Origin of the sequence: Kushneria konosiri, from assembly GCF_002155145.1 — a bacterium.
GTDB lineage: Bacteria > Pseudomonadota > Gammaproteobacteria > Pseudomonadales > Halomonadaceae > Kushneria > Kushneria konosiri.
This window is the reverse complement of sequence record NZ_CP021323.1, coordinates 120,433-147,227: the sequence shown is the minus strand read 5'-3', so window position 1 is coordinate 147,227 and position 26,795 is coordinate 120,433. Positions and strand designations below refer to the sequence as shown.

Here is a 26,795-nt window from a genome sequence, read left to right as displayed (position 1 = left end):
ATGCGTCCCATTCGTCTAGTGGTCCAGGACACCGCCCTTTCACGGCGGTAACAGGGGTTCGAACCCCCTATGGGACGCCACTTCTTGTTTGATGCGGGAATAGCTCAGTGGTAGAGCATCGCCTTGCCAAGGCGAGGGTCGGGAGTTCGAATCTCCTTTCCCGCTCCAATTTTTTGGTAGCGCAAGTCAGAAAGCACGGGTTCTGATCCGATATGCCGGTTCAACGAAATACCAGCCCGATTACGCTTTCTTGCCGCTCCAGCCTCGATATGCAGAACAGATCCTTCGAATCGTTGCCTGATAGACAGGTTCGATCGGTCTTTGTTTGCGTGTTGATACGTCCCATTCGTCTAGTGGTCCAGGACACCGCCCTTTCACGGCGGTAACAGGGGTTCGAACCCCCTATGGGACGCCATTCTTTTCTGCTTTTATCGTTCCGACTGCGTTGTGTCACACAGAATTCGTCTTTTTCAGAGCGCTTTCTGCAGCCGGCTTTTTTGTGGCTGAACAGTGCCGTGTTTCGCGTGTTCGACTATTATTGCTGCCTGACATTACGCATCCCCTCAAGTGCCGCTGGATAGCGCTTCGACAAACGATGCTTTCATTTCAACGCGCTCGCGTCGGGCGTCTCCCTGTCGTCGCCTTCTCTGCCCTGTTCTGCAGAGTGATGTGGCTCGCCCCTCAGTGCGTGAGCCTGCGGCGGTACCCCTGATCGTCATGGAGTTCTGATTGTGCATGCTGCCCTCTCCATAAGAGGCCTGACCAAGGTTTACGACAATAGTTTTCACGCCCTGAAGGGCATCGATCTGGAAGTGCCTCAGGGCGATTTTTTTGCGCTTCTGGGGCCTAACGGTGCCGGTAAATCCACCACGCTTGGCGTGGTCAGTTCGCTGGTGCGCAAAACGGCGGGTGAGGTGTCAATTTACGGCATCGACGTCGACCGTGATTTTGCCCGTGCTCGCTATCATCTCGGTGTCGTGCCACAGGAGTTCAACTTCAACCAGTTTGAAAAGGTTGAGGATATCGTCCTGACTCAGGCCGGCTATTACGGCATTCCACGTCGTCAGGCCGAAGATCGCGCTCGCCAGTTGCTTGAGGACCTTGGGCTCTGGGACAAGCGCAACGACGCCGCACGCATGCTCTCCGGGGGCATGAAGCGGCGATTGATGATCGCTCGCGCCCTGATCCATCGCCCGCGCCTTTTGATTCTTGATGAGCCCACCGCCGGCGTGGACATCGAGCTTCGTCGCAGCATGTGGGAGTACATGAAGCGCATCAACGAGCAGGAAGGCACCACCATCATCCTGACCACCCACTATCTGGAAGAAGCCGAGAGCCTGTGCCGCAATATTGCCATCATCAATCATGGCGAGATTGTGCATAACACCAGCATGCGTGAGCTTCTGGGCCAGCTCAGCCGCGAAACCTTCGTGCTGGATCTGGCCTCGCCGGTGACGCAGTGTCCGGTGATTGAAGGCTTTGACGTGGAAAGAATCGATGATTCCCAGCTGTCGTTGTCGATCGACAAGGGGCAACGCATCAACGACGCCTTTGCGCGCCTGAGTGAGCAACATATTGAGGTGGTTTCGATGCGCAACCGGGCCAATCGGCTTGAGGAACTTTTTGTGCGCATGGTGGAAGGCAGTAACGACACGAAAGGGCAGCAGGGAGGCATTCGCTGATGAACACTCGACAGATGATGGTGGCGCTCTGGACCATCGTGCGCAGCGAAATCCGTCGCTTCATGCGTATCTGGCCGCAGACGCTGCTGCCGCCCTCCATCACGATGACGATGTATTTCATCATCTTTGGCAACCTGATCGGGTCGCGTATCGGTCAGATGGATGGCGTGGATTACATGGACTACATCGTGCCCGGTCTGATCATGATGTCGGTCATTACCAACAGCTATTCCAACGTGGCATCCTCGTTTTTTGGCAGCAAGTTTCAGCGCAGCGTTGAAGAGATGATCATTTCGCCGATGCCCAACTGGCTGGTGCTGTCCGGTTTTGTGATCGGTGGTTCGGCTCGCGGGCTGGCAGTAGGTATCATCGTCACCGCAGTATCGCTCTTTTTCACCGATCTGCAGATCCAGCATCCGATTCTGACCACCCTGGTCGTGATCATGACCGCGATCCTCTTCTCGATCGGCGGCTTTATCAATGCGCTGCTGGGCAAGAAGTTCGATGACATCTCGATCGTGCCCATTTTTGTGCTGACGCCGCTGACTTATCTGGGCGGAGTCTTCTACTCGATCCATACGCTGCCCGAGTTCTGGCAACATGTTTCCTTGGTCAACCCGATTCTGTATATGGTCAACACGTTTCGATACGGTATCCTTGGCGTTTCCGATATCAACGTTGGCGCAGCTGTCGGGGCCATTGCGGTATTTATCGTGATTTTCTTTTCCGCGGCCATGTGGCTGCTGCGCCGTGGCAAGGGGCTACGTAGCTGATCATGAGCGACGACCTGAAGGATGCGCCACTGGGACAGACCAGTGCCTACATCACCGAGTACGACCCGACACTGCTGTATCCCATTGCGCGCAGTGCCAACCGGGCGTCGCTGGATCTGGATGAGGATGATCTCCCCTTTGAAGGGGAGGATGAGTGGCAGGCCTTTGAGCTTTCCTGGCTGACGCCGACCGGTAAGCCGGTTGTGGCCATTGCACGCTTTCGGGTGCCTGCGAGCTCGACCTATCTGATCGAGTCCAAATCCTGGAAGCTCTATCTCAATAGCTTCAATCAGACCCGGTTTGCCTCCTCGGTGGAGGTGCGCCGGGTGCTCCGACAGGACCTGTCGCAGGTAGTGGATGCCGAAGTGGAAGTCACGCTGTTTGGCGTGGATGACATGGCGCTCGCCCCGGGGCGCCTGCCCGGGATCTGTCTGGATGATCTTGAGGTCGAGGTGGATACCTATCAGCCCGATCCGGAGCTCATCATCACCGATAATGAAATTGTCGAAGAGACCGTGCACTCGCATCTGCTCAAGTCCAACTGCCCGGTCACCGGTCAGCCTGATTGGGGCAGTGTCCTGATCCGCTATCGTGGACCGGCGCTGGATCATCATGCGCTGCTGGCCTATATCATCTCCTTTCGCGAGCATCAGGAGTTTCATGAACACTGCGTGGAGCGCATGTTCATGGATATTCTGCGTGAAGCCGAGCCGGATCAATTGCTGGTCATGGCGCGTTATGTGCGTCGAGGTGGGCTGGACATCAGCCCATGGCGGGCCATGCCCGGTGAAACACCGATCAAGACGCTGCGACTGATGCGCCAGTGAGTCAGGAGAGCAATATGGATGCCATGGCACTACTGCTGGATCGCCAGTCGCACGGCAGGCTCGAAGCCCCAGCCCCTACCGCCGAGCAGATGGAACTCATTTATCGGGCTGCCCTTCGGGCACCGGATCACGGTGAGTTGCGCCCCTGGCGCTTTATCGAGTACACCGGTACCGGTCGCGAGACGCTCGGATCGATGTTTGCTCGCGCCGAGCAGGAAGATAATCCGGATATCAGCGACAGGACGCTCGAGAAAGCGCGTAGTAAGCCGCTTCGCGCCCCTGTCGTGATTGCCATCGTCGCCTCGGTAACGCCCAATCACAAGGTGCCGCGCATCGAGCAGGTTATTTCGGCCGGCTGTGCAGCCCACGCCATGCTCTACGCCGCTCATGCTCAGGGGCTTGGTGCCATGTGGCGAACCGGCGGCTTTGCTCACCATTCATGTGTTCGTCAGGCGATGGGGCTTGAGAAGGATGATGAGCTTGTGGGTTTTCTCTATCTGGGGCATTGCACTCAGGGCGACCGGACGCTCAAGCCGCTCGAGCCGGATGATTTTGTGGAGCGTATCCAGGCTTAAGGCTTGCAATGATCAAGCCATCGTGTCAGGATGTGCGCCGTTCTCGCAGACAAGTCTGAGAGAATGGCAGTGTGGAGAGGTGTCCGAGTGGTCGAAGGAGCACGCCTGGAAAGTGTGTAAGTCGAAAGGCTTCGAGGGTTCGAATCCCTCCCTCTCCGCCACAAATTAAGAAAAAGCCGGCGCTTGTCGCCGGCTTTTTCATGTCTAAAAAGCGTGGGGATCATCAGGATTCCCCGTCTCATGCTGAATAGCTGGGACGTGGCTTATACGTGATCAATGCTGTCATTCGGCAGTCGAAAGGGAATCAGGCCAGTGCCTGATTCCCTTTTTTGTGGCGCTTTTTGAAATGGACGTAAACCATTGCGCCAAAATGCCTGTTCCTGGCAAGGCTGTTCTCGGCAATTACCCAATCATCTGCCTGTTAAACCTGGTGCGCTCAGGCTCGAGCGCCATTTCAGGTAATATTTTGTATACAATTGATTTGTATCAAAAGTGGCTAAATAAAGTGTTGGATACTGGATTATAGGTAGGATGCCTGGATGGTCACGGTAAAGCCTTCTGCACAGGGATGTGCCTGTTTAAAGAGAAATTTATGATTTGACCGGACAGGGCAGAAGTGACGAAAAAGAGGCCGGTTGCGAGGGTACGTCACCGGCCTGAAATACCGTTGCGGCTTTTCGCCGGTCAACGTTGTTGCATTGTTACATAAATTGTGTCTTTTGGTAACTTAATTTTATTTAACAATAAGCGTTCCATTCGATCGCCCATATCATGGATGTTGTCCGGTCTTTCAGAGATCAGGCATGCCCGTGATACATGTTCGCGCTGGCGCGCTTTTGTCTGCTCAGGAGTCGGTCCTGAATCGCATTGCGCATTCGATTGACCAGTTGTTCCTGAAACAGCACACATACCACCACAACGCCTGCCAGAAAAAACGGATACATCCAGAGTTCCCGTGTTTGCTCACCGGCCAGATTCAGAAGTGACGACATGGACACTGGGGCCTGTGTCGTGAACATCTCGATGGTGCCCAGTATCAGCTTTTCAATCTTTGAAGAAATCATGTTGATCGGCGTGTGCAGGGCGAAGATGGACAGTGATGCCACGCCAAGGCGTGCTGCAAGTCTGGCCTGAGACGTATTGCTGTCAGGCTGGTACCAGGCGCACATCAATACCAGCAACAGCTGTGAAGGCAGCAGCAGGCCGTTATGCAGCATGTAATACCAGCTGCCTCGAACTTCGGCATGAATCCAGGCGCTGAAAGCAAAGCATCCCAGGATGAAGGCAATGCAGGCCATCGTGCCACGAGGGCTGAACAGCGCTGCCATCAACAGCTTATGACGCAGATAAACCTGATGCAAAACCACGCCGGCGAGAAACTCGGGCAGGCGGAACAGCGGGTTGCGGTGCATGAGGCCATGAGCCACCACATTGTCATTGGTGTTGGTCATGAACATGTATAGCGCTGGTATGGCGTAAATAAGGCCGATGACAACAAGTGCCAGCAGGGGACGACGAATCCGTGCCAATGCCGGACCGGCAAAGGGAAAGACCAGATAAAAGAACAGCAGGGCCGACAATGACCAGGTGGCGAAGTTGAAGGTGGTATAGAACGGGCTCCAGGCATGGAGGAGGCTGACATGCAGCAGGAGGTTACTCACGAAGCCGCTTATGCCCAGCATGTGTGAAGCCATGCCGTCACCTGCCGCCCAGTCGTTGGTGTTGGGCGTCACCGTAATCTGTGCAAGGCCGCCGGCATTGATGATTACCAATGGCAGCACAATGATCAGCGACATGATGTGAATGGGATAAAGTGAAGCAAAGCGCTTGATCCAGAAGCGCTTATAGTCAAGCCCCCGGCCCTGGTCCCTGCCGATATAAACGTGGGCCAGCAAAAAACCGGACAGTACAAAAAAGGTGCTGGTCGAATAAAAGCCAAGACTCAGGCTGCTGTAGAGCCATTCGACGACTCGAATATCGCCATACTCCTTGAGGGTATGGAAAAGCACCAGGTAGATCGCCAGTGCAAAGCGCAGCCAGTCCAGAGCAACAAATTTTTCCCGGTGCATGGAATGAGCACTCCCTGTTGAGCTTGTGATGACGGGCATGTCAGCGAATTGTTACTCAATGATTCATTGGGTCATCATGAGTAACCTTGAGGGTGTCAAGGTACTGCATAGCCTGCGCTATATGAATGCCCGCTCTGTGCCATGTTGACTGCTGGTGTGGTCGCCTTAAGCCTCGGATAAAAGCCCGGCCACTTCGGCATAAAAAGCAGAAGTTCTATAGTTTGAAACTATCAAAACCCTGCTGGCATGAGCCGGGGTCAAGAGGCAGGAAGTACGCTCCTTTGTTAAACTTCTTCACGATACTGACGTTGTCGGGCCGGGCGGCCTGACGGGCAACGAAACGGGAGCGCGATTGTGAAACTAGGAATTGTTGGTCTTGGCAGAATGGGTGGCAATATTACGCGCCGCCTGATGGACGCCGGTCACGAATGCGCTGTGTTCGATACCAGTGATGAGGCAAGAGACGCGCTTCAAAAGGATGGCGCCGATGGCGCTGACTCCCTTAAGGCTCTTGTGGAAAAGCTGCCTGCGCCACGCCATATCTGGTTGATGCTGCCGGCGGGTGAGATCACGGAATCCACCATCACCAAGCTTTCGGAATGGCTCGAGCCGGGTGACACGCTGATCGAGGGCGGCAATGCCTTTTTCAAGGATGATGTCCGTCGTGCTCGAGAGCTTGGTGAAAAGGAGCTCCATTACGTCGATGTCGGAGTCTCCGGCGGCGTCTGGGGTCGCGAGCGTGGCTATTGTCTGATGATTGGTGGCGAAAAGGATGTCGTTGAGCGTCTGGATCCTATCTTGAAGACCCTGGCGCCGGGGGCCGGTGATATCGAAAAAACGCCTGGTCGTGAAGGCAAGCGCTTTGATGGTCGTGCTGAACAGGGCTATCTACACTGTGGTCCGGTCGGTTCCGGTCATTTCGTCAAGATGGTTCACAACGGCATTGAGTACGGCATGATGCAGGCCTATGCCGAGGGCTTCGACATCCTCAAGAACCGAAACCTCGAAACCCTGCCCGAAGGCGAGCGATACGATCTTGATCTGGCGGACATCGCCGAGCTCTGGCGCCGTGGCAGCGTCATCTCGTCATGGCTTCTGGATCTCACCTCAATCGCACTGTCCGAAGACCACGACCTTTCTCAGTACAGTGGTCAGGTCAATGATTCCGGTGAAGGGCGCTGGACCATCGAGGCGGCCATCGAAGAGGCTGTACCTGCCAACGTCCTGACCAGCGCGCTCTTTACGCGCTTTCGCTCACGCAGCGATAATACCTACGGCGAAAAATTGCTGTCCGCCATGCGTCAGCAGTTCGGAGGGCACAAGGAAACCTCTGTACCCTCTGCCGACTAAGCCTTTATTGCATTCGATGAATGGGGGCCGCTTTTGCGGCCCCTTTCTCTTTTGCCGGAAAAGTTACACCAATTCTTATAGAGACATGTAAAGCCAATGAATCACTGGGATGTGGTGGTCATCGGAGCCGGTGCCGCAGGCATGATGTGTGCTCTGCAGGCCGGTTACCGAGGAAAGCGGGTACTGTTGATTGATCACGTTAAACGCCCCGGCAAGAAGATCCTGATGTCGGGTGGTGGACGATGTAATTTCACCAATATGGCGACAGCGCCGGGCCATTTTTTCTCGCGTAACCCGCATTTCACCATTTCCGCTCTAAAGCGCTACACACCAAACGATTTTGTCGAGATGGTGGAGCGCCACGGCATCGAGCCCATCGAGAAGGCACCTGGTCAGCTCTTTTGTGCTGATTCAAGTCAACCGATTGTAGACATGCTTCTGACCGAATGTCAGTGGGCAGGCGTGGAACTCAGGCTATCGACATCGATCGAGCATGTTGATGTCAGTGATGATGGGGTGACGTTATCCTCTGCGACCGGTCAGGTGCTGGCAGACAAACTGGTCGTCGCAACCGGTGGCCTTTCCATTCCGACGCTTGGTGCAACCGGGTTTGCCTACGACGTCGCCCGAAAGTACGGGCTCGAGATCATCACGCCGCGGCCGGCACTGGTGCCCTTGACGCTTGATATGCCCTGGAAGGAGCGTATGTCGGCGCTGTCAGGGGTTTCTACACCAACCGTTGTTCAGTGCAGGGAAGGCCGCTATCGCGACGCAACGCTGCTGACACACCGCGGGCTCTCGGGGCCGGCCATTTTGCAGGCCTCGAGCCATTGGCAGGGCGGCGACGAGGTTCATATCAACTGGCTACCCGATGTGAACGATCTCTTTGCCACGTTAAAGGGCGTGCGCCAGGATGCACCCAAAAGAACGCTCGGGGGCTGGCTGGGTGAACATCTGCCCAAAAGGCTGGCACAGTCAATGGAGGAATGGCTGGGGCTTTCAGGCGTTATGGCGGACTACAGCAATCAAAGGCTTGAAGCGCTGGCTGATCAGATCACTGACTTCACGATCAAGCCGGCTGGAACGGAAGGGTGGCGAACGGCAGAGGTGACCATCGGTGGCATCGATACCCGAGCCGTTTCATCGAAGAGTTTTGCGGTTCAGGGACGTCCCAGGTTGCACTTTATCGGTGAAGCGCTTGATGTAACAGGCCAGCTGGGCGGTTTCAATTTTCAATGGGCCTGGGCGTCGGGATACGCCTGCGCGCAGGCGCTGTAAGGCCTGCGCACAGAAAAACACCGCTTGATGATCAAACCTAATGACCGATCATTTTTTTGGCGCGCCGCGCCATGGTATAGACGACTACAGAACGTTTGAACCATTTGCCCACCCGTCCCTTATTGCGCGACAGCAGGGTTACCAAAAGGCCCGACCCCAGTAGAATTGGCCCCTTGTAATGAGATACCCGCTGCCAGGCATGATCGATCGGCGCAGTGGCTTCGTTCCAGTCACGTACGGCACTCGTGATCTGAAGGCGCTCCTGTATGATGCGCTGCTCAAAACGATGCCGTCGGGTGGCCAGCTCAGCTTTCTTCATGACGTTCTCCCACACGGGTGTGGTCGATACGCGTTTGATCCAGCAGTTCCTTGTCCTCGCTAAAGCGCGCCAGCGTTGAGCGCAAAAGACTCGGTTCGCGTGAGATGGATCGCACACGTAATGCCACCAGCATCCCTGACAGAATCATTACCCCAGCAGCAATACCAATCGCCAACAGTCGGTGGTCCTGCCAGAAGGCCACAATGATCAAGAGCATCAACATGCCGATGCCAAAGGCGAACAGCAGCAGGGCGATGCCGGATAGCAAAAGCAGTGAGAAAAGCCTGGCGCGTTCTTCCTGAAGCTCGATAACAGCAAGACGCAAACGCGTCTCGCCGGTATCCAGAAGATTTCCCAGAAGACGTCGCGCGGCCAGAATAACGCGTTCGGCTGGGCCGCTGCCGGAAGACATTAGCTGCGACCGAGAATCAGACCTACGACAACACCAAGAGCCGCGCCGTAGCCGACACTCTTCCAAGGATTGCTGCGTACGTACTGGTCGGCACATTCCATGCTGTCCTGTGCCTGATGGCGGACGCGTTCACCACTGGTTGACAGACGCTGGCGGGTTTCTACCAGTTTGGCTTCTGCACGTTCACGAAGGCGGGCCACGTTTTCACGAGAGTCATCGGCAGTCGCATGCATCAATTCCTCGATCGTGCTGGACAACTGACGCAGATCCTCGCGCAGTTGATCCTGGTGATTCTGGCTTTCGTTTTCATTACCTCTAATCGGCTTCATGGCCATGCTATGTCCCTCCGTTGACAATAAAATTGCATACTCATCATAGCAGCATGGCCGAAGGCATCAATGCAAAGACATCACGCGGTCAAAAAGGGACCTAAATGGTATCAGGAATGCCCAGAAACGACGTGTTCAGCGAAAAGCCAAGACCGATACGGCGAGTGTAGTGATCATAATCGATCAGGCTTTCTCCGTAGCCTTCATAGTACTGTACAAAACCGCGGATCTTGCCATGCAGCGGAAAGGAATAATCGATCTGATTGCCGAAGTTGCCCTTGCCCGGATTGCCACGTGCAAGCCAGGCAATTTCATGCTGATTGCTGAAAATATAGCTGGTCGTGATGTCGGCATAGCCCACGTAGTTTTCGATATCCGGGTTGTCGTCATCTTTTTCTGATTCGGGAACGCGCCAGAAGGGCGCCACGGACAGGGTCCAGTTACCGTTTTGCCAGATGCTGTCAAGATAAATGCGGTTCCAGCTGCGTGACAGCGGATCGGAGCGACCGTTGGATTGATGAACAAAGCCCACACGATTGGCCGTATTGGTCCAGCCGCCCAGAACGGTACTGTTATCGAAACTCATGAAGAGTTCCGGCTCATAGTTGGTCTCGCGAAACGGTGAAGAGGCATCGCTGTTATAGGCCTGCCACCAGGAGCGCTGGGTGTAGGCAAAATACAGATCCCCGTTGTCGCCAAACAGGTCATCGATCAGCCCGACCTTGACGCTGAACTGAAACTTGACTTCGCCATGATCGATTTCACCGTTTTCATCGATTTCCCTGAAATCGCTGGCGTTGGGACGCGTGTTATAGGTATACGGCATTAGATAATTGCGTTTGTATACCGTAATGGCGACCGGGTTAAGCGTTGCCTGCCGCTCCAGGGCTTCCCTGTTGCTGTCCCTTTGCATGGCGAGGGTATCGGTATCGTTTTCCGCGGCACCGGCCAGCGCGCTGCCTGTCATGAGGCCCAGTAGAAGGGACTTCACTACCAGACGTTGAATACAATGAGTCATAAGGATCCATTCCAGAGATGACAGGCGTCACGATGAGATTATCATGGCGCCCTGAATTCGACATGCCCAGGCCCGGGGCAGGCGCTGTCGGGATGACCGTCATTATCGGCCATGGCGGACAGCGTTTTAGTGATTACCTAGCAAATTGATATTATGTCTGCGCGGGAAGTTCTAATCCAGAGATGTTCGTTCATGTGAGGTAGGGTCAGCGTGGAAAAGCCTGTCAGGGTATCAGCGTGCCGGGTCATGCTGTTTTTAACGATATTGATGCTGTGGTGGTTGATGCCTCTGTTGGCGCTGGCCGGCGAGCAGGACATGCCGACTCGTCAGTCCATCGACGAACAGATCCAGACGCTTGAGGGCAATGACACTCAAAATGCGGCCGAAAAGCAGACGCTCGAGACGCTGCACAAGACTCGTGAGGCGCTTGAAGCGCTAGAGAACACCCACAGGGAACAGGCATCGCTCGAGGAAAGGGTCAATCAGGCGGGTCGACTGCGGCGCCAGTACCAAAACCAGCTTCAGGGGCTTGAAAGTGATGGGGTGCTGGATAGTGAATCGCTGAGCCGGAGCTCGGTCGATCAGCTGGAACAACGTCTGGGTGCCACCCTTGAGGATCTCAAGCGTCAGCAGGAGCAGCTCAGCGAAGTCTCGCGAGCCCTGATCAGTGCCCAGACCCTGCCTGAACGGGTGCAGGCGACCATCAGCGATGCGCGCCGCGAGCAACAGCAGCTCAGTGATTCACTGGAGTCCAGCGATGGCAGTGCGCCGAGCAGCGAGCAACGGCAACTGGCCGATGTGCGCATGGCCCTGCTGGATGCTCGAATCGAGCTGGGTCAGCGTCAGCTGGCCAACAGTACGGTGCTGCGCGATGTCAACCAGGTGCATCGGGAGCTGCTGATGCGCCAGATCGATATCAACCAGAATACGCTTCTGGTCCTGCAGGAGGCGATTAACCAGAAACGTCGGGACGCCTCCGAGCAGGCCATCGCTGAGGCCGCTCACATCGGGGATAACGAACGGATCAGTAACCCGGTCGTGGATCAGGCGCGAGCCGAGAATCAGGCGCTGGCCCAGGAGCTTTTACGAACCACCGATCGCGCCAATACCATGATTCGAGACGGGATCAATACGCGCGCTCGGCTTGAGCAGGTGCGCCAGGTCGAGCGCACGCTCAACGAGCAGATCGAGGCCTTGCGGGGCAGCCTTCTGCTGTCGCGCGTGCTGCGCCAGCAGCGCGGATCGCTACCGGATGTTCAGAATCAGGACAGCCTTCAGGAAGAAATTGGCGATCTGCGCCTGCGCCAGTTTGATATCGGCCAGTTACGTCAGGCCCTGGCCAATCCCGAAAGCTATATCGACAACCAAATTGAGAGTGATGAACCGCTGACGCCTCAGGCACGTCAGGTTCTGATGCAAACGCTCGAGATGCGACGTGACCTGCTGGATCAGCTGGATCGCGAATATGGCAGCCTGCTGAGCCGGGCCATCGATGTTCAGCTCAACCAGCAACAGCTGGTAGATATCAGTCGCTCCGTGCGTGACACCATCGAAGAACAGCTGTTCTGGGTCGCCAACGGGCAGCCGCTGGGGCTGTCATGGCTCAAGGAGCTGCCGGGACGTCTTGAGCAACAGCTGGGTGGACAATGGCTTCAGACCTTGAGTTCGCTCTGGACCATACCTTCTCCGCGAGCCCTGCTGGCCGTACCGCTTTTGATCATCGCCGGACTGATGGCCTTTTTCCGCCGCCGCATCAAGGCCTATTTGCTGGAGCTGCATAATCAGATCGGTCGTCTCAAGCGAGACACACAGCTGCATACGCCACGGGCCATTTTACTCAACCTGATTTTATCCTCGACACTGCCCTTGATCCTTCTCACTGCAGGGATCGCCCTGTGGCTGGGGGGCGAGGGATTTGCCGTCTCGCTGGGGCGAGCGCTTTTGCAGCTGGCGCTTGCGGTACAGGTGTTCGGTTTGATTCGGCGTTTGCTGGTGCCCGATGGCGTGGCGACACGTCATTTTCACTGGCCTTCTGCCTACGTCGAACAGTTGCGTCGCAATATCTTCTGGCTGGGTTGCAGTGTGAGCCCGGTGGTCGTGGTGGCCAGCATCGCCGAACAGGCTGACAGTCGGCTGGCCGAGCAGCCGGTGGCGCTTTTGATCATGCTGGTGGGACTGGTCGGCATGAGCGTTTTCATGCTGCGCCTGATTCTGGCTCATGTGCCCTGGATGGGCGTGCGTCTTTTCCGACTGCTGCTGGGCATTACGCTTGCCATGGTGCCGTTGGCGCTGATCGGAATGATCCTGTTTGGTTATGAATACACGGCGCTGCGGCTATGTGGACGTTTTATTCTGACGCTTTATATTCTGGCGTTGTGGCTGCTGGTCGAGGCCAGCGTGGTCAGGGGACTGGCCGTGGCCGCTCGCCGGCTGGCTTATCGTCGTGCGGTCGCTCGTCGACGCGCTCAGGGGCGTGACAGCGCTGCCGAAAGCGGCGTTGAGCTTGTCGAGGAGCCACCTCTGGACATGGAGCAGGTCAACCAGCAGTCGCTGCGCCTGTCCAAACTGATCCTGTTTTTGATTTTTATCAGCGTGCTGTATCTGGTCTGGGCCGATCTTCTGGGCGTGCTTTCGTATCTGGATAACGTCAGCATCGGTCAGATCAGTGAAAGCGATGCCGCTGGCGGTGACGTCAATGTGGTCACGCTGGCCGATGTGATGACTGCGTTAATCATTGTCGGTTTGATGGTCATCATGGCCCGCAACCTGCCAGGGCTTTTAGAGGTCATGGTGCTTTCCCGACTCAACCTCAAGCAGGGCAGTGCCTACGCGGTCACCTCGCTTTTGTCCTACACCATTGTTGGCAGCGGTATTGTGGCGGCGCTGGGGACGCTGGGCGTGACCTGGGACAAGCTGCAGTGGCTGGTGGCCGCGCTGTCGGTCGGGCTGGGGTTTGGTCTGCAGGAAATCTTTGCCAACTTCATTTCAGGTCTGATCATTCTGTTTGAGCGCCCGATTCGTATCGGCGACACCATTACGCTTGGCAACCTGCATGGCACGGTCAGCCGGATTCGTATTCGTGCCACCACGGTGACGGATTTTGATCGCAAGGAGATCATCATCCCCAACAAGACGTTTGTGACCGATCAGCTGATCAACTGGTCATTGACTGACAACATCACCCGCGTGGTATTGACCTTTGGGGTGGCGCACGGCACCGACCTCGATCTGGCCCATCGTATTCTGCGGCGTATTGCCGATGAGCATCCCAAGGTACTTGCCGACCCCGAGCCGCAGGTGTTCTGTATGGCCTACAGTCAAAGCGCCTTTAACTTCGAGCTGCGGGTTTTCGTCAATGAGCTGGTCGACCGACTGGTGGTCACCGATGAGATCAATCGCCGGGTCGATGCCGAGTTCAAGACCAGCGGTCTGCGTGTGGCCTTCCAGCAGATGGACGTCTGGCTGCACAATGAAAGGGGTGACAAGCGTCTGGTGCAGCAGCGGGCGACGCAGGATGGCCGCCCGTCGCCGCATGCCAGCAGTGCCCATGACGGTGACCCGGGCGACGCTTCACCCGGTGAGCTGCCCTGATGACGGTCAGTTGACGTCGCGAGTGGCATGCATCACGAATTCTCGATTGCCGTCTCCACCGGTAATCGGGCTGTCGCCCCAGTAGTGGAGGGTGAACCCGGCCTGCTGGCAGCACTGCCGCAGGCGGGCTTCCACCTGCGCGTAGTGGCGCGCATCGCGTACGATGCCGCCGCTGCCGATCTGCTCGGGGGAAAGCTCGAACTGCGGCTTGACCAGACTGAGCAGATGCGCGCCTGCCGGCAACAGTCGTGCCAGTTCCGGCAGAATCAGCGTCTGGGAGATAAACGATACGTCCATTACGGCCCCCGCCAGCCCATCAGGGGCCAGCGCCATGATCTGCTCGACTGGCAGGTGACGCGCGTTGACGCCTTCCAGGCAGTGCACGCGGTGGTCGTCCCGCAGCAGCGCCTCCAACTGATCATGACCGACCTCAATACCGATTACCCGAGCTGCGCCATGCTGTAGCAGACAATCGGTGAATCCGCCGGTTGACTGACCCACATCCAGCAGCGTCAGCCCCTCGGGAGTCATGCCGGTGGCGGCCAGCAGCGCCTCAAGCTTGAGTCCGGCGCGTGAGACGTAGCGCTCCTCCGGGTCCTCGATGATATGGAACTCACTCTCTTCGGGCAGTTTCTCGCCGGGGCGGGTCAGGGTGCGTGGCTGTCCCTGAACAATCAGCTGTACCCGGCCATGACGAATCAGGCGCTGGGCGCGTGTGCGTGAACGTACCAGTGCCCGGGCGACCAGAAGCTGATCGACACGTACCATCCTGCTCATGTTGCTGTCCTGCAGTGCCAAAAGGGGTGGCCCGATGCCGGGCATTCGGGATCTTTGTGAGCGCTATTCTACCGCGACTTCGGCGGTGTGCGAGGCGGGGCGCCGGTCATTATCAAAGATCGTCTGCCAGCGGTGAAGCAGCGCCTGCCGCTTGAGCGGGTCAATCAGCGCCAGCAGCCCCGGGGTTAGACGGATAGGCTCCAGCGATGTCTCGGCTTGATCGGTCCTTTCATGAGGGGCCAGCGGGCTGCCCAGTGGGGTCCGGTTGGCCATGACCGATTGCCCCTCGCTTGAGGTAATGAAGGCCAGAAAGCGTCTGGCCGTGTCAGGATGCGGAGCCGTTCTGGGAATCAGCGCTAGCCTCTGCAGGGCCAGTGCATAATCATCGGGCACCTGCATGACCAGTTCGGGGTGGTGTTGAATGGCGCGACGCGCGTAGGAGCCGAGCAGGTTATAGCCGATCAGATAGCGTCCCTCGATCAGTCCCTGAAGCATTGCGGCTGTAGAGTCCACCAGTGATGTGTCTGCCTCGCCCATGGCCTCGAAAAGCGTCCAGGCTTCTGCAGAGCGCGCGACATCCTGAGCCACGCCCATGAAACCGGTAGGGCTTCGGGCCGGATCATAGGTCACGACGCGGCCGGTCAGCGCGTCGCGGTGGCGATTTAACAGAGCCAGCAGGCTGGCGTGATCCGTAGGCGGCGGAATACTGTCGGCCAGTTCCCGACGATAGACCATGACCAGCGGTTCCCGGGTCAGTGCAATGAGCTCATCGCGCCAGCGGGCGTCCTGCGGCCAGAGTGGATTGACCACACCCTCACCCAGCGGCTGGGCGAGGCCTGCATTGGCCAGCCGATACTGCTGTGCCATGGCCGAAGACATCAGGAGATCGACATCGCGGGGAATCGAGGCGGATGTCTGGTGCTCGCCACGCGAGGCATCGCGATAGTTCAGTGTGATCTGCGGGTAGTGTCGGTGAAAGGCTTCAAGTATGGGCCGCACAATGTCGGCTTCCGCCACCCCCTGGATGTCAAGACGCTCATGCCCCTTTCCCTGAAAGTGCAGGTGGTCCGGCGAGGCTGTCCAGAGGGTGGTGGCGCCAGTGGCGGCGGGTGCACCAGCCAGCAGTAGCGAGATCGACACGGCACGGCACAGGATCTTGAAAATAGTCGACATCAGGACAAGACCTCGGGCAGATACAGGCCGATCATGAAATCACCGTGGCGGGTGTAGTCCATGACCACATGCCCACCATGGGCCCGGGCCACGCCGTCAGCAATGGCGAGTCCCAGACCGCTGCCGGTTTCCTGCTCCTGGCAGCGATAAAACGGACGGAGCACTTCCGCCTGATCGGCAGCACTGATACCCGGGCCATCGTCTTCGACATAAAGCACGCTGGCGGTCGCATCGATGCCGACGGTCACCCGAGTGCGGGCGTAGCGCAGGGCGTTATCGATCATGTTGCTCAGCGCTTCTTCAAGCTGCCAGCCATCGCCCTCGATGACCAGTTCCGGGAAGGGCTCGGCAAGCCCGAGGTCAATGCCGGCGCGGTCGGCGGCCGGCAGCAGGCGAAGCAGCGTGTCACGGGCGAGAGACGCCAGCGCCACTGGCTGTCGCGTTACGGGCGCCTGTGAAGAGTCAAGACGCGTCAGTGACAGCAGCTGTTCGGCCAGACGCGTGGCGCGGCGGGTGCCAAGCTGGACTTCCTGCAGGGCCTGTTGCCAGCGGCTCGGATCACTGCTTCTAAGCGCCAGCTCTGCACTGGCAGCAATGCCGGCCAGTGGGGTTCGCAGCTGATGGGAGGCATCACCGATAAAGCGTTGTTCTTGATTGCGCACCTGTTGCTGGCGAGCCAGCAGGGCATTGAGGGCGGCAAGCAGTTCTTCGAGTTCGCGCGGTACGCTGGCATCAATGGGGGAGAGATCATGCGCCGAGCGGGCCTTCAGCCGTGTGCGCAAATGCTCCAGCGGGCGCAGGGCCAGGCGCAGGGTCATCAAAAGCCCTGCCAGTGCCAGCGCCACGATGCCGGCCAGTCTCAGGCTGCTGTCGCGGAAAAGCGCCATTGTCATGGTACGACGCGCCTCCAGGGTATGGGCCACAAGCAGCGTGTACGGCTCGCGGTGTTGCCAGGCGGTCAGGCGCGCCCCCAGTGCGCCGATACGCAGCGACAGACCATCAAGATTTGCCGAATCGGCGTGGAAGGTGCCGGGGGCCGGTAGGGCGGTGAGCAGATTTTCAAGGTCGGCGTTACCGCTGACCGTATGCCCCTTGTGATCGACCAGCGTATAAAAAACGCGTTCATCACCGTGCGGCGCCAGCATGTCCAGTGCCGAGGCCGGTACATCAAACCAGAGTCGACCATCGCGCCAGCCGACCTGATCGCTCATGACCTGGGCGGCTGACGCGAGCAGTCGGTCATGGACACGATCGGCGCTGCGCTGCGCGCTATACCAGGACTGCCACAGCAGCAGGATGCAGGTCAGCAAAAGCAGGAGGGTGAGTCCGCCCAGAAGGCGCCGATGGAGGCTGGCCGCAGGCGTCATGGTCTAGATCGGCTCCAGACGATAACCCAGGCCGCGAACCGTGCGAATGCGCACATCGCTGCCTTCAAGGCGTCGACGCAGGCGGTGCACATAAACTTCCAGGGCGTTATCGCCCGGGGGGCATCGCTGCCAAAGGCCTCGTGCATGAGATCTGCCCGGCTGATGACCTGTTCACTGTGGCGCAGCAGACAAGCCAGCAGACGCTGTTCGCGTCCGGGAAGCGACAGCGGCACCTGATCAAGCTCGAGTCGCTGGGTAGGGACATGCAGAACCAGTTGCCCCATTGCGAGAGTGTCACTGGCGGTCGGTCGCGCGCGGCGCAGCAGCGCGCGTACCCGGGCCTCGAATTCGTCGAGCGAGAAAGGTTTGGTCAGGTAGTCATCGGCGCCCAGATCCAGACCGGCCACGCGATCCTCGACCGAGGCGCGAGCGGTCAGAATCAGTACGGGGGTCTGGCGGTCATGCCGACGCAGTGTGGTGAGCACCTCAAGACCGCCGCGATGGGGCAGGTTGAGATCCAGAATCACCAGATCCAGAGGGCGAGGCGTGGCAAGATAATCACAGGCATGATCCCCGCGTGTGATGATGTCCAGTCGATCATCATGGTCACGCAGCAGGGTTTCAAGTGTCTGTGCCAGCAGCACGTCATCTTCGATGAGCAGTAGTGCCATGAAGGCTCCGCAGCGACCATATGCAAAAGAAGGGCAGTTTACCCTGGACGACCGATGCATCACGACTGTTGTGATCGCTTGTCGGCATCGCTTGCGATTTTGGGAGTCGTGCTGCTAAGATGCGCGCTCGGTTGATCGGGGGCTGGCCAGCAGCTGGCAAATATCATGTCCTGATCTCCGGTGATGGTGACCCTCGATGGTCCTCTCGCAACGCGATATCGCGAACCCCGCCAGGCCCGGAAGGGAGCAACGGTAGTGATGGATGCGTGTGCCGGGATGTGGCTGTCGAGGGTTGCCACCCTTCCTTCGAAGTATTCTCTTCATGCCAGTCTGATTTTGATCATGCCGACCTTCTCGGTCATGTTGTGCTGTCTTTCATGACGTCACCTTCATTGAAACGCTGTCACCACTGATCATGACGCGAGTCGTTGTCAGGGATTGATTGGCGCATCTGTGCCCAGCCGATAGAATGGTCGGCCTATCCATCGGATCGACGAGCTTTCCGGTACGTCGACACTTCACCGCTTCGATTACAGGCTATCGCGCTGCATGAGCTATCAGGTACTGGCCCGCAAATGGCGGCCGCGCACATTTCATGAGCTGATAGGGCAGGAGCATGTCAGTCGTGCGCTGGTCAACGCGCTTGATCAGGGACGGCTGCACCACGCTTACCTGTTTACCGGCACGCGTGGTGTGGGCAAAACCACACTGGCACGCATTCTGGCCAAGTGTCTGAACTGTGAAACCGGCGTGACGTCGCGCCCGTGCGGGCAGTGCCGAACCTGTCAGGACATCGATCAGGGGCGTTTTGTCGATCTGATCGAGGTGGATGCTGCCTCGCGGACCCGTGTTGAAGATACTCGTGAGCTGCTCGACAACGTGCAGTACGCGCCTACCCAGGGCCGTTACAAGGTGTACCTCATCGACGAGGTACACATGCTGTCGACCCACAGTTTCAATGCGCTGCTCAAGACACTGGAAGAGCCGCCACCGCACGTGCGTTTCTTGCTGGCCACCACCGACCCGCAAAAGTTGCCCATTACGGTGCTGTCGCGCTGTCTGCAGTTTGCGCTCAAACGCATGACGCCCGAGCGTATCGTGGATCATCTGGGGCATGTGCTGACCCAGGAGCAGACCGCCTTCGATACTGCAGCGCTCTGGCTCTTGGGGCGCGCTGCGGATGGCTCCATGCGCGATGCCATGTCGCTGACCGACCAGGCCATTGCCTTTGGTCACGGGGAAGTGCGCGAGCAGGACGTCATCGCGATGCTCGGCACGCTCGATCATCGACAGATTCTGGCGCTGGCTGAATCGCTGGCCGGTGGTGATGCCGCCGATGTACTGGCAAGGGTGGCGCATCTGGCTGAGCAGGGCCCCGATTTTGCCGGCGTACTGGATGCCCTGTGCGGCGTCTTTCATCGTCTGGCGATCGCGCAGATGGTGCCAGCGGCACTGGATAACGCCCAGGGCGATCGCGAGGCTCTGATCGCTCTGGCCGCACACTTCACGCCTGAAGACGTGCAGCTTTATTATCAGATTGCGCTCAACGGCCGAGGGGACATGGATAATGCCCCCGAGCAGCGAACGGCGCTGGAAATGACGCTGTTGCGGATGCTGGCCTTCCGCCCGCAGGGCGCGCCCTCACCGGATAACAAGCCGCTGCCAATACGGGGCGAGGCGTCATCGACACCGCCACCGGCGACGGACACCGCCACAGCCTCGCAAACGGCGCCTGTCGAGGCGACATCTGCCCATGCGGTGCATGAGTCGAACGCATCGACGCCTGCAACGTCTTCCCCGGCGGCGATGGAAATCCCGGCCGTACAGGCCGAGCCCGCACCATCTGCTGCCGAGCCGTCTGCGCCTGTCCCGGCACCGCCCTGGAATGATGATGACGCTGCCGCGTCGCTGGTCGATGCATCAGAGAGCGCCGCCTATGGCGAGGCGCTGTATGAAGAGGCCGGGGAGAGCATCCCTGCCGATCATCCTCAGCCGAGCGTTACGCCGGAGGTGCCCGAGGTTACGGACACGCATCAGGCCATGTTTGGTGCGTCCTCGGCACCGTCGCGGATAGCGCCGGCCATCGAGGTGCCTGACGATGACGAAGAGGACCATGATGACCCGCTCGATGAGTACATGAATGAAGCGGTCGGGGAGAATGCGGCCGGTCAGGCCCAGGCGCTTGCCACGATGGTCGAAGGGCTTGGCGATGAAGCGCCACGCGATGATGTTGATTCATCGACAGACGACGCATTGGATGATGGCGCATCAGATACTGGTGTGACTTCTCATGCCCTGCCGGTCGAGGCGGATCACACGCCGATCGACAACGCCGGCTGGCTTGAGCTTTTTTCCCGGCTCGGGCTTTCGGGAATGACGGCCAATCTGGTGGCCAATTGCGTGGTGCACCATGATGACGGTCAGCATCTCGCCATGTGGCTGCATCATTCCCAGAGTGCCATGAACGCTGAAGTTCACCGGGAACGTCTTCAAAAGGCGCTGGCGGCACGCGGCCTGTCACGTCGAGTGAGCATCGAGGTAGGGGAGATCGATGAGCGTATCGAGACCCCGGCCCGACGTCGGGCACGGCTTGAGCAGGCGCGATTGCAGCGTGCCATTGAAGCCTTGCGTGATGACCCGCATATTCAGTCTCTACAGGAAGTGTTTGGTGCCCGCCTGCTGGAGCGCAGCGTGACTTCGTTCGAGCAGGATGATGCCGGCAACGGCTAATTTGGCAATTGATAACGGTTTGATTTAACGACTCTTGAGGGACGCAATCATGATGAAGGGTGGCATGGGCAACCTGATGAAGCAGGCTCAGGAAATGCAGGACAAGATGCAAAAGGTGCAGGAAGAGATTGCTGACACCGAAGTGCACGGTGAATCCGGTGCCGGTATGGTCAAGGTGACCATGAACGGTCGGCATGATGTCACATCGATCGAGCTCGACCCGGCCATCATGCAGGAAGACAAGGAATTTCTTGAAGACCTGCTGGCCGCGGCTGTCAACGACGCCGTGCGCAAGGTTGAAGTCAACTCGCGCACCAAAATGGAAGAAGCCACCCAGGGGCTCAATCTGCCGCCCGGCTTCAAGATGCCTTTCTAGGATACGCGCAATTCATGGCGACATTTTCACCGCTGATCGATCGTTTGCTTGAGACGCTGCGAGTGCTGCCGGGCGTTGGTCCTCGCACGGCGCAGCGCATGGCCTTCCATCTGCTGGAGCGTGACCGCGAAGGCGGACGCCGGCTGGCGGAAGTGCTGGGCGAGGCGCTTGAAAGAGTGGGCTACTGTGAGCGCTGTCGTAACCTGACGGAAAGCCGGCTGTGCAGTATCTGCGAGGATGCTCGCCGGGATGACCACGCCCTGTGTGTGGTGGAATCTCCGGCCGATTTGCTGGCCATCGAAGAGGCCGGCGGATTTCGTGGGCGCTATTTCGTCCTGCATGGCCATCTCTCGCCCATCGACGGCATCGGCCCCGCTGACCTGGGGCTGGATCAGCTGGAAGCGCTGGTCCATCAGCGCCAGATCGAGGAGCTGATTCTGGCCACCAATCCTACCGTCGAGGGAGAGGCAACGGCCCACTATATCGCCGAGCAGCTGCGTGCACTGGGGGTACGCTGCTCGCGTCTGGCCTATGGCGTACCGATGGGAGGCGAGCTTGAATATGTCGATGGCGGGACGCTGTCACGTGCGTTCATGGGGCGTCAACCCTTTGGCGAGCAGGACGCCAACTGATGCCATGCCATAACGTTGCTTGAAGTAAACCTGACCGATGCGACAAGCCGCCATGCGGCTTGTTTTTTCTGATTCACTGTCGGCTCGAGTGCCGGCAGGCGGCTGTAGACCCAATAACCATGCCCACTGAAGTTACCTGGCACTTTATCGATACCGAAGAAGCGCTCGAGCGCGCCTGCGCTGATCTTGCCACTCGCGATGTGATCGGGGTGGATACCGAGTTCATGCGCGAAACCACCTTCTATCCGGTGCCTGCACTGATTCAGCTGGGGGATGCCGATGTCGTCTATCTGATCGACCCGACCGCGGTGGCGCCGAGCGACTCGCTGCGCACCCTGCTGGGCGATACGGGGCCGTTGAAGATACTGCACGCCTGCAGTGAAGACATGGAAATATTTACGCTCTGGATCGGCGATGTGCCTTCACCGCTGGTGGATACCCAGATGGCCCATGCTCTGCTGGGCGAGGAGAGCTCCATCAGCTATCAGCGGCTGGTGGACCACTGGGCGCAGGCGCATGTGCCAAAGGGAGAAACCCGCTCCAACTGGCTGCAGCGTCCACTGAGCGAGGAACAGTGTCGCTATGCGGCACTGGATGTGGTCTGGTTGCCATTGATCTGGCAGCGACAACAGTCATCTCTTCAAGAAAAGGCCCGGCTTGAATGGCTGCTTGAGGACTGTCGGGCATTGGTCAGCGTCGCAAAAGGCCCGCGCGACGACGCGAACTGGTATCTGCGTCACCGCAACGCCTGGCGTCTGGAATCACGACAACTGGCGGCCTTTCAGCGCCTTTGTGTCTGGCGTGAACGCGCCGTACGCGAGCGCAATCTGCCGCGCAACTGGCTGGCCAGTGATGCCACCCTGATGGAAATGGCGGCGGCACTGCCGGGCAACCGCTATGAGCTTTCCCGGGTCGATGGCGTCAAGCCTGCCCTGATCAAGCGCGAAGGCGACACGCTGCTGGCCCTGATCGAAGAGGCGGTGCGACTGGAGACGTCTGATCTGCCCAATACGTTGCCTTCTCCCATCAGCGATGCGTACAAAAAGCGTATGAAAGCATTGAAGGCGGCGGTCAATGAGCGCGCCACGGCATTGTCCTTGCCGGCAGAAGTACTCGTGACTCGTCGTGAGCTTGAGCGCTGGATCAGTGCGGATATTCAGGGCACCGACTGGCCCTGCATGAGCGGCTGGCGTGGCGAGGTGCTCAACGATGCCCTGGTGTCGGCCCTGTCACGTGATAATCGCTCACGGGGTTCGGATGCCCACGGGCGCTGAAGCCATTACGCTTTTTCGGAGAATCCCATGACCTCGACACCGACACCGCTACTGTGTCAGATCTACAAGAGCCCGCGTCAGGAAGAGATGTTTTTATACGTGGATCGCACCAAGGGGCTGGAGGTGGTGCCAGAGACTCTACTGGAAGGCTTTGGCACGCCTCAGTCCATCATGATGATGGTCATGACCCCGGAGCGTCAGCTGGCGCGCGTCGATACCGCTCGGGTCATCGAGGCACTGAAGGAAAAGGGCTATTATCTTCAGATGCCGCCGGGTGGCGATGCACGAACGCGGGATCTGGCCTTTGATGTCAGTGCTCGCTTTGATGACCGAACACCTGAATAGGGTTGTCGGGAGGCTATATGCGAGAGCGATTCTGGGAGCGATTTCCGCTGGAGGCGTTGACGCCCGAGGAGTGGGAGGCCATCTGCGACGGCTGCGGGCAGTGCTGCCTGGTCCGTCTCGAGGACGAGGAGCATCAGGAAATCGTAACGCTGTCGGTTGCCTGCCGGCTATTTGATACCACCGTGTGTCGCTGCAGCGATTACGAGCACCGCTTTGACAAGGTGCCTGATTGCCTGCAACTGACGCCGGAGCGTGCCCGGGCATTTCACTGGTTGCCTGACACCTGTGGCTATCGGCGCCTGGCGCAATCAAAACCGCTGCCCAAATGGCATCCGCTGATCAGTGGCGATCCGCAGGGGGCGCGCCGCGCAGGCGTCAGCGTACACGGTATGGCGGTGAGTGAGGAGAAGGTGCCCGAGCAGGACTACGAGGACTACATCATTGCCGTGATGCCCTGCCAGTCGTAAGCACCATGCTCGGGGATCGGCGAAGCTTTGGAATCAGTGAAATATCGCGTTCAAGAAGGGCGCGCCTCGGTCATGAGGCGCGCCCTTCTGGTTTGACATGATCGTGTGACAACTTATTGATCATGGGCGCCCTTGCAGCACCCATCGCGTTCAGTCGTCCTGCGACAGCGTTTCGACGGTGGGCGAGACGTCAGACAGTCCCAGCGCCCACAGGATAAAGGCGTCCTGTCGGGCCGCGTCACGCCAGGCATGAAAGCGTCCTGAGGCACCGCCGTGGCCGGCGCTCATGTCGGTGCGCAGCATGACCGGTCCACGGGCGCTGTCGAGTTCGATCAGGCGTGCGTAGAGCTTGGCCGGCTCCCAGTAGGGCACCCGTGAGTCGTGCCAGCTGCCCTGAAGATAGACGGCCGGCCAGGGTGCGGGAACCAGATTGTTCAGTGGAGAATATCCCTTGATACGACGATGGGCTTCCGGCTCTTCCGGATTGCCCCATTCGGTATACTCTGCCGTCGTCAGTGGCAGGTCAGGGTTTTCCATGGTGCGCAGCACATCGACAAAGGGGACGTCCAGCACCGCCGCACAAAAGGCATGTGGGTCCAGATTGACGCTTGCCGCCACCAGCAGTCCGCCGGCACTGGCACCGTAAGCGGCAACGTGATGCTCTTCGGCCAGACCATGCTCTACCAATACGTTGCGAGCGGCCAGAAAATCCCGAAAGCTGTTCTCCTTGTATTCCAGCTTGCCGGCCAGATACCAGGGCTCGCCCCGATCACCGCCACCGCGTACGTGGGCCACGGCGAAGGCACCGCCGCGCGCGAGAAGTTCAAGGCGCGAGATGGAGAACCAGGGATCGAGTGTCTGGCCGTAGGCGCCATAGCCATAGAGCAGGGTGGGCAGCGGACCGTGGTCGATCAGATCCGCCCGCGCCACTACCGATACCGGCACCCGCTCGCCATCGAAGGAGGTGGCCCAGAGTCGGCGACAGGCCAAATGACCGGGCTGTAGATCACCATAGACGGGCTGCTGGCGAAGCAGGCGTCGCTCGCCACTGTCGATATCGAATTCAACCCAGCGGGGTGGGGTCGTAAACGACTCTTCGTGCAGTCGAAGCTGGCGCGTATCGAAATGGGGCGTGTCGGCAAGCCCGAGACTACAGGGTGTCTCAAAGATGGGCAGCCACTCATCGCGCGTGACGTCATGGTGCTCATCCAGTTGCATGAGGCGCAGATGCACCTGAGCGCTGTCATGGTCGCGCTCGGTCAGTACCAGTCCCCACGAGAACGCGTCCACGTCTTCAAGCGTGGTATCCGCGCGATGCTCGATCATGGGTATCCATCGATCAAACGCCTGCTCTTCGGCACGGTCAAGGCAGAAATGCACGGCATTTCTGTTGTGAAGCACGTAAAACATGCCCGGGCGGTGATCCAGGCCATACTCCACTCCGGTCTCGCGCGGATGAAAACAGGTCGGTGCAGTTTCCGGCGCCTTGGCGGGAACCAGATGGGCTTCACTGGTGTCCTTGGAGGCACTGTGAATGACCAGCCATTCTCTTGAGCGGGTCTTGTCCAGGCCGACCCAGAACTCGACGTCGCTCTCTTCAAAGATGCAGACGGCATCATCATGATGGCGGTGACGTCGCCAGACCGTCGCCGGACGCTGGGTGGTGTCATAGCGCGTAAAGAGCACAGTGGCGTTGTCTTCGGCCCAGCACAGATCGGGCCCGATGCCGCGCTCCAGACGAATTGTCTCGCCATCGGGCAAATGACGCAGGTAGAGATCGAAATATTCATTGCCCTGAGTGTCCAGCGTCCAGGCCATCCACTGTTCGTCTTCGGACAGGGACAGGTCCCCCAGCTCGAGAAAGCTGCTGTGCCGGGAGAGTTCCTGAAGATCGATCAGACACTCGTGACCACGACGCTCGACATCGAGATGATCGAAGCCTTCACCGAGCGGATGGCGCCAGAAGACCGGGTAGTCGGCATCCGCCGCCGTTTCGCTCCAGTACACGAAATGGTCAAAGGGGGTGGCAAGACCGGTCACGGCCAGCTCGCGTCGGGCGAGGTGGCTGTCAAACAGGGTCTGTGTGAGCGATTCAAGTGGTTCAAACCACTGATCACATTCAAGGTTTACGGCTTCAAGAAACTCGGCCACCTCTGGCGCGTCACGGTTTTCAAGCCAGTGCCAGTGGGGGTCTTCGACTTTTTTGAAGCGCGCCACCGGCGCGGGAGATGGGTGTTCTTTCATAATGTGCAGTGTAACATTGATCGTTGTATTTAACCCGGAGGTATCAAGGGCGTGCTGATTTCAGACTCGATCCCACTATTGTGGCTATGCTGGTTCGTATTATCCGTTGCGGTGCTGGTCTTCGGCTACTTCGCCATTTCATTTTTACCACGCCTGCCGCGCTGGCTGGTTACCGGGGCGGTTGCAGGGCTGCTCTGGATGCCGGCGTTCTTTTCAGTTCCCGGCCCGCAATCGGAACTTGGCTATTCGGGCTGGGCACCGTCTCTGGTGGTGACTGCCGTGGGCTTTTTGCAGAATAACGGTGGCCAGATCCTGTTTGGCGGTGCTCCGATGGCCATTGGTGCAGTGCTGGGGATGCTGGTGACCTTCTTTATCGGCCGCCGCGGTCGACGTGATCATGATGACGATGACCGTTCCGGAGGGGCTCGAACCAGAGACCGCCGGGATGATCGTGATGCCTCACGGCAACGTCGGGAAGATGCGCCGGCGCGACGGGAACCTTCGCTCGGGAGATAG

At 58.5% G+C, this 26,795-nt stretch carries 24 protein-coding genes, 4 tRNA genes and 1 other RNA gene; 19 read left to right on the top strand and 10 right to left on the bottom strand.

The features are described from left to right. The first annotated feature begins 4 nt into the window (after positions 1-4). The 8 genes from B9G99_RS00785 (at position 5) to B9G99_RS00750 (ending at position 4,018) form a co-directional block, all read left to right on the top strand. A tRNA-Glu gene (locus tag B9G99_RS00785) sits at positions 5-80 on the top strand. Positions 81-93: 13 nt separating this feature from the next. Then, positions 94-168 (top strand) — tRNA-Gly (locus tag B9G99_RS00780). A 171-nt stretch (positions 169-339) separates the two neighbouring features. After that, a tRNA-Glu gene (locus B9G99_RS00775) sits at positions 340-415 on the top strand. Between the two features lie 313 nt (positions 416-728). Next, on the top strand, positions 729-1,682 hold the full coding sequence (locus B9G99_RS00770; RefSeq protein ID WP_086620312.1) for an ABC transporter ATP-binding protein: 954 nt from the start codon (positions 729-731) through the stop codon (positions 1,680-1,682). Beyond that, entirely contained in the window at positions 1,682-2,455 is a 774-nt protein-coding gene (locus tag B9G99_RS00765; protein WP_086620311.1) for an ABC transporter permease, read from the top strand. The genes B9G99_RS00770 and B9G99_RS00765 overlap by 1 nt, the downstream gene beginning before the upstream one ends. 2 nt (positions 2,456-2,457) lie before the next feature. Beyond that, positions 2,458-3,282, top strand: a complete 825-nt coding sequence (gene queF, locus B9G99_RS00760; protein WP_086620310.1) for an NADPH-dependent 7-cyano-7-deazaguanine reductase QueF — start codon at positions 2,458-2,460, stop codon at positions 3,280-3,282. 14 nt (positions 3,283-3,296) lie between these two features. Next, a complete protein-coding gene (locus B9G99_RS00755) occupies positions 3,297-3,857 on the top strand; it encodes an NAD(P)H nitroreductase (protein WP_086620309.1) in 561 nt (186 codons plus the stop codon). A 73-nt stretch (positions 3,858-3,930) separates the two neighbouring features. Further along, a tRNA-Ser gene (locus tag B9G99_RS00750) sits at positions 3,931-4,018 on the top strand. A 636-nt stretch (positions 4,019-4,654) separates the two neighbouring features. Here B9G99_RS00750 and B9G99_RS00745 read toward each other — a convergent pair. Then, the gene (locus B9G99_RS00745; protein ID WP_158521410.1) at positions 4,655-5,926 is read right to left on the bottom strand and encodes an acyltransferase family protein; all 1,272 of its coding nucleotides are present in this window, start codon (positions 5,924-5,926) and stop codon (positions 4,655-4,657) included. A 354-nt stretch (positions 5,927-6,280) separates the two neighbouring features. On the opposite strand from B9G99_RS00745, the gene gnd reads away from it, so the two are divergent. Next, complete coding sequence (gnd, locus tag B9G99_RS00740) at positions 6,281-7,276, top strand: phosphogluconate dehydrogenase (NAD(+)-dependent, decarboxylating) (RefSeq protein WP_086620307.1); 996 nt, start codon at positions 6,281-6,283, stop codon at positions 7,274-7,276. 96 nt (positions 7,277-7,372) lie between these two features. Continuing rightward, positions 7,373-8,554 carry a BaiN/RdsA family NAD(P)/FAD-dependent oxidoreductase gene (locus tag B9G99_RS00735; RefSeq protein WP_086620306.1) on the top strand — a complete coding sequence of 394 codons (1,182 nt, stop codon included), beginning with the start codon at positions 7,373-7,375 and terminating at the stop codon, positions 8,552-8,554. Between the two features lie 37 nt (positions 8,555-8,591). Here the strand turns inward: B9G99_RS00735 and B9G99_RS00730 are convergent, their stop codons facing one another. From B9G99_RS00730 to B9G99_RS00715, 4 genes are all read right to left on the bottom strand, one after another. Then, a complete protein-coding gene (locus B9G99_RS00730) occupies positions 8,592-8,873 on the bottom strand; it encodes a YqjK-like family protein (RefSeq protein WP_086620305.1) in 282 nt (93 codons plus the stop codon). Beyond that, complete coding sequence (locus B9G99_RS00725; RefSeq protein ID WP_086620304.1) at positions 8,860-9,285, bottom strand: phage holin family protein; 426 nt, start codon at positions 9,283-9,285, stop codon at positions 8,860-8,862. Before B9G99_RS00725 ends, B9G99_RS00730 begins: the two co-directional genes overlap by 14 nt. After that, positions 9,285-9,620, bottom strand: a complete 336-nt coding sequence (locus B9G99_RS00720) for an ElaB/YgaM/YqjD family protein (RefSeq protein ID WP_086620303.1) — start codon at positions 9,618-9,620, stop codon at positions 9,285-9,287. Before B9G99_RS00720 ends, B9G99_RS00725 begins: the two co-directional genes overlap by 1 nt. Before the next feature lie 94 nt (positions 9,621-9,714). Further along, positions 9,715-10,632, bottom strand: a complete 918-nt coding sequence (locus B9G99_RS00715; RefSeq protein ID WP_086620302.1) for a phospholipase A — start codon at positions 10,630-10,632, stop codon at positions 9,715-9,717. Positions 10,633-10,878: 246 nt separating this feature from the next. On the opposite strand from B9G99_RS00715, the gene mscK reads away from it, so the two are divergent. Next, the gene (gene mscK / locus B9G99_RS00710) at positions 10,879-14,223 is read left to right on the top strand and encodes a mechanosensitive channel MscK (RefSeq protein ID WP_086620301.1); all 3,345 of its coding nucleotides are present in this window, start codon (positions 10,879-10,881) and stop codon (positions 14,221-14,223) included. 6 nt (positions 14,224-14,229) lie between these two features. Here mscK and B9G99_RS00705 read toward each other — a convergent pair whose 3' ends face one another. From B9G99_RS00705 to B9G99_RS17325, 4 genes are all read right to left on the bottom strand, one after another. Then, positions 14,230-14,991 (bottom strand): TlyA family RNA methyltransferase, encoded by a 762-nt coding sequence (locus tag B9G99_RS00705; protein WP_086623198.1) that lies wholly within the window; start codon positions 14,989-14,991, stop codon positions 14,230-14,232. 72 nt (positions 14,992-15,063) lie between these two features. Next, positions 15,064-16,173, bottom strand: a complete 1,110-nt coding sequence (locus B9G99_RS00700; protein WP_086620300.1) for an ABC transporter substrate-binding protein — start codon at positions 16,171-16,173, stop codon at positions 15,064-15,066. Further along, positions 16,173-17,540 (bottom strand): sensor histidine kinase, encoded by a 1,368-nt coding sequence (locus B9G99_RS00695; protein WP_086620299.1) that lies wholly within the window; start codon positions 17,538-17,540, stop codon positions 16,173-16,175. The genes B9G99_RS00700 and B9G99_RS00695 overlap by 1 nt, the downstream gene beginning before the upstream one ends. After that, entirely contained in the window at positions 17,537-18,211 is a 675-nt protein-coding gene (locus B9G99_RS17325) for a response regulator transcription factor (protein WP_472382592.1), read from the bottom strand. The genes B9G99_RS00695 and B9G99_RS17325 overlap by 4 nt, the downstream gene beginning before the upstream one ends. Positions 18,212-18,405: 194 nt before the next feature. On the opposite strand from B9G99_RS17325, the gene ffs reads away from it, so the two are divergent. The 7 genes from ffs to B9G99_RS00655 all read left to right on the top strand — a co-directional run bounded on the left by ffs (position 18,406) and on the right by B9G99_RS00655 (position 24,035). Beyond that, an RNA gene (gene ffs / locus B9G99_RS00685) (signal recognition particle sRNA small type) lies at positions 18,406-18,502 on the top strand. Between the two features lie 258 nt (positions 18,503-18,760). Beyond that, the gene (dnaX, locus tag B9G99_RS00680) at positions 18,761-20,941 is read left to right on the top strand and encodes a DNA polymerase III subunit gamma/tau (protein WP_086620298.1); all 2,181 of its coding nucleotides are present in this window, start codon (positions 18,761-18,763) and stop codon (positions 20,939-20,941) included. A 49-nt stretch (positions 20,942-20,990) separates the two neighbouring features. Beyond that, a complete protein-coding gene (locus B9G99_RS00675; RefSeq protein ID WP_086620297.1) occupies positions 20,991-21,317 on the top strand; it encodes a YbaB/EbfC family nucleoid-associated protein in 327 nt (108 codons plus the stop codon). 14 nt (positions 21,318-21,331) lie between these two features. Continuing rightward, complete coding sequence (gene recR / locus B9G99_RS00670) at positions 21,332-21,949, top strand: recombination mediator RecR (RefSeq protein WP_086620296.1); 618 nt, start codon at positions 21,332-21,334, stop codon at positions 21,947-21,949. A gap of 119 nt (positions 21,950-22,068) precedes the next feature. Further along, on the top strand, positions 22,069-23,223 hold the full coding sequence (gene rnd / locus B9G99_RS00665) for a ribonuclease D (RefSeq protein ID WP_086620295.1): 1,155 nt from the start codon (positions 22,069-22,071) through the stop codon (positions 23,221-23,223). 27 nt (positions 23,224-23,250) lie between these two features. Continuing rightward, the gene (locus B9G99_RS00660) at positions 23,251-23,568 is read left to right on the top strand and encodes a YcgL domain-containing protein (RefSeq protein WP_086620294.1); all 318 of its coding nucleotides are present in this window, start codon (positions 23,251-23,253) and stop codon (positions 23,566-23,568) included. 17 nt (positions 23,569-23,585) lie between these two features. After that, on the top strand, positions 23,586-24,035 hold the full coding sequence (locus B9G99_RS00655; protein WP_086620293.1) for a YcgN family cysteine cluster protein: 450 nt from the start codon (positions 23,586-23,588) through the stop codon (positions 24,033-24,035). Positions 24,036-24,185: 150 nt separating this feature from the next. On the opposite strand, the gene B9G99_RS00650 is transcribed toward B9G99_RS00655, so the two are convergent. Beyond that, positions 24,186-26,279: a S9 family peptidase gene (locus B9G99_RS00650; RefSeq protein ID WP_086620292.1), complete on the bottom strand. Its 2,094-nt coding sequence runs from the start codon at positions 26,277-26,279 to the stop codon at positions 24,186-24,188. Positions 26,280-26,330: 51 nt separating this feature from the next. Between B9G99_RS00650 and B9G99_RS00645 the strand changes: the two genes are divergently transcribed. Beyond that, complete coding sequence (locus B9G99_RS00645; RefSeq protein WP_148663894.1) at positions 26,331-26,795, top strand: hypothetical protein; 465 nt, start codon at positions 26,331-26,333, stop codon at positions 26,793-26,795.

Excerpts from the sequence above, each read along its gene's own strand:
- B9G99_RS00700 (WP_086620300.1), bottom strand. The coding sequence starts at position 16,173 with ATGTCGACTATTTTCAAGATCCTGTGCCGTGCCGTGTCGATCTCGCTA.
- B9G99_RS00695 (WP_086620299.1), bottom strand. The coding sequence starts at position 17,540 with ATGACGCCTGCGGCCAGCCTCCATCGGCGCCTTCTGGGCGGACTCACC.
- B9G99_RS00650 (WP_086620292.1), bottom strand. The coding sequence starts at position 26,279 with ATGAAAGAACACCCATCTCCCGCGCCGGTGGCGCGCTTCAAAAAAGTC.
- B9G99_RS00735 (WP_086620306.1), top strand. The coding sequence starts at position 7,373 with ATGAATCACTGGGATGTGGTGGTCATCGGAGCCGGTGCCGCAGGCATG.
- mscK (WP_086620301.1), top strand. The coding sequence starts at position 10,879 with ATGCTGTTTTTAACGATATTGATGCTGTGGTGGTTGATGCCTCTGTTG.
- B9G99_RS00745 (WP_158521410.1), bottom strand. The coding sequence starts at position 5,926 with ATGCACCGGGAAAAATTTGTTGCTCTGGACTGGCTGCGCTTTGCACTG.
- queF (WP_086620310.1), top strand. The coding sequence starts at position 2,458 with ATGAGCGACGACCTGAAGGATGCGCCACTGGGACAGACCAGTGCCTAC.
- B9G99_RS17325 (WP_472382592.1), bottom strand. The coding sequence starts at position 18,211 with ATGGCACTACTGCTCATCGAAGATGACGTGCTGCTGGCACAGACACTT.
- B9G99_RS00765 (WP_086620311.1), top strand. The coding sequence starts at position 1,682 with ATGAACACTCGACAGATGATGGTGGCGCTCTGGACCATCGTGCGCAGC.
- B9G99_RS00755 (WP_086620309.1), top strand. The coding sequence starts at position 3,297 with ATGGATGCCATGGCACTACTGCTGGATCGCCAGTCGCACGGCAGGCTC.
- B9G99_RS00720 (WP_086620303.1), bottom strand. The coding sequence starts at position 9,620 with ATGGCCATGAAGCCGATTAGAGGTAATGAAAACGAAAGCCAGAATCAC.
- dnaX (WP_086620298.1), top strand. The coding sequence starts at position 18,761 with ATGAGCTATCAGGTACTGGCCCGCAAATGGCGGCCGCGCACATTTCAT.
- recR (WP_086620296.1), top strand. The coding sequence starts at position 21,332 with ATGGCGACATTTTCACCGCTGATCGATCGTTTGCTTGAGACGCTGCGA.
- B9G99_RS00655 (WP_086620293.1), top strand. The coding sequence starts at position 23,586 with ATGCGAGAGCGATTCTGGGAGCGATTTCCGCTGGAGGCGTTGACGCCC.
- B9G99_RS00730 (WP_086620305.1), bottom strand. The coding sequence starts at position 8,873 with ATGAAGAAAGCTGAGCTGGCCACCCGACGGCATCGTTTTGAGCAGCGC.
- B9G99_RS00715 (WP_086620302.1), bottom strand. The coding sequence starts at position 10,632 with ATGACTCATTGTATTCAACGTCTGGTAGTGAAGTCCCTTCTACTGGGC.
- B9G99_RS00675 (WP_086620297.1), top strand. The coding sequence starts at position 20,991 with ATGATGAAGGGTGGCATGGGCAACCTGATGAAGCAGGCTCAGGAAATG.
- B9G99_RS00705 (WP_086623198.1), bottom strand. The coding sequence starts at position 14,991 with ATGGTACGTGTCGATCAGCTTCTGGTCGCCCGGGCACTGGTACGTTCA.
- B9G99_RS00660 (WP_086620294.1), top strand. The coding sequence starts at position 23,251 with ATGACCTCGACACCGACACCGCTACTGTGTCAGATCTACAAGAGCCCG.
- B9G99_RS00725 (WP_086620304.1), bottom strand. The coding sequence starts at position 9,285 with ATGTCTTCCGGCAGCGGCCCAGCCGAACGCGTTATTCTGGCCGCGCGA.
- rnd (WP_086620295.1), top strand. The coding sequence starts at position 22,069 with ATGCCCACTGAAGTTACCTGGCACTTTATCGATACCGAAGAAGCGCTC.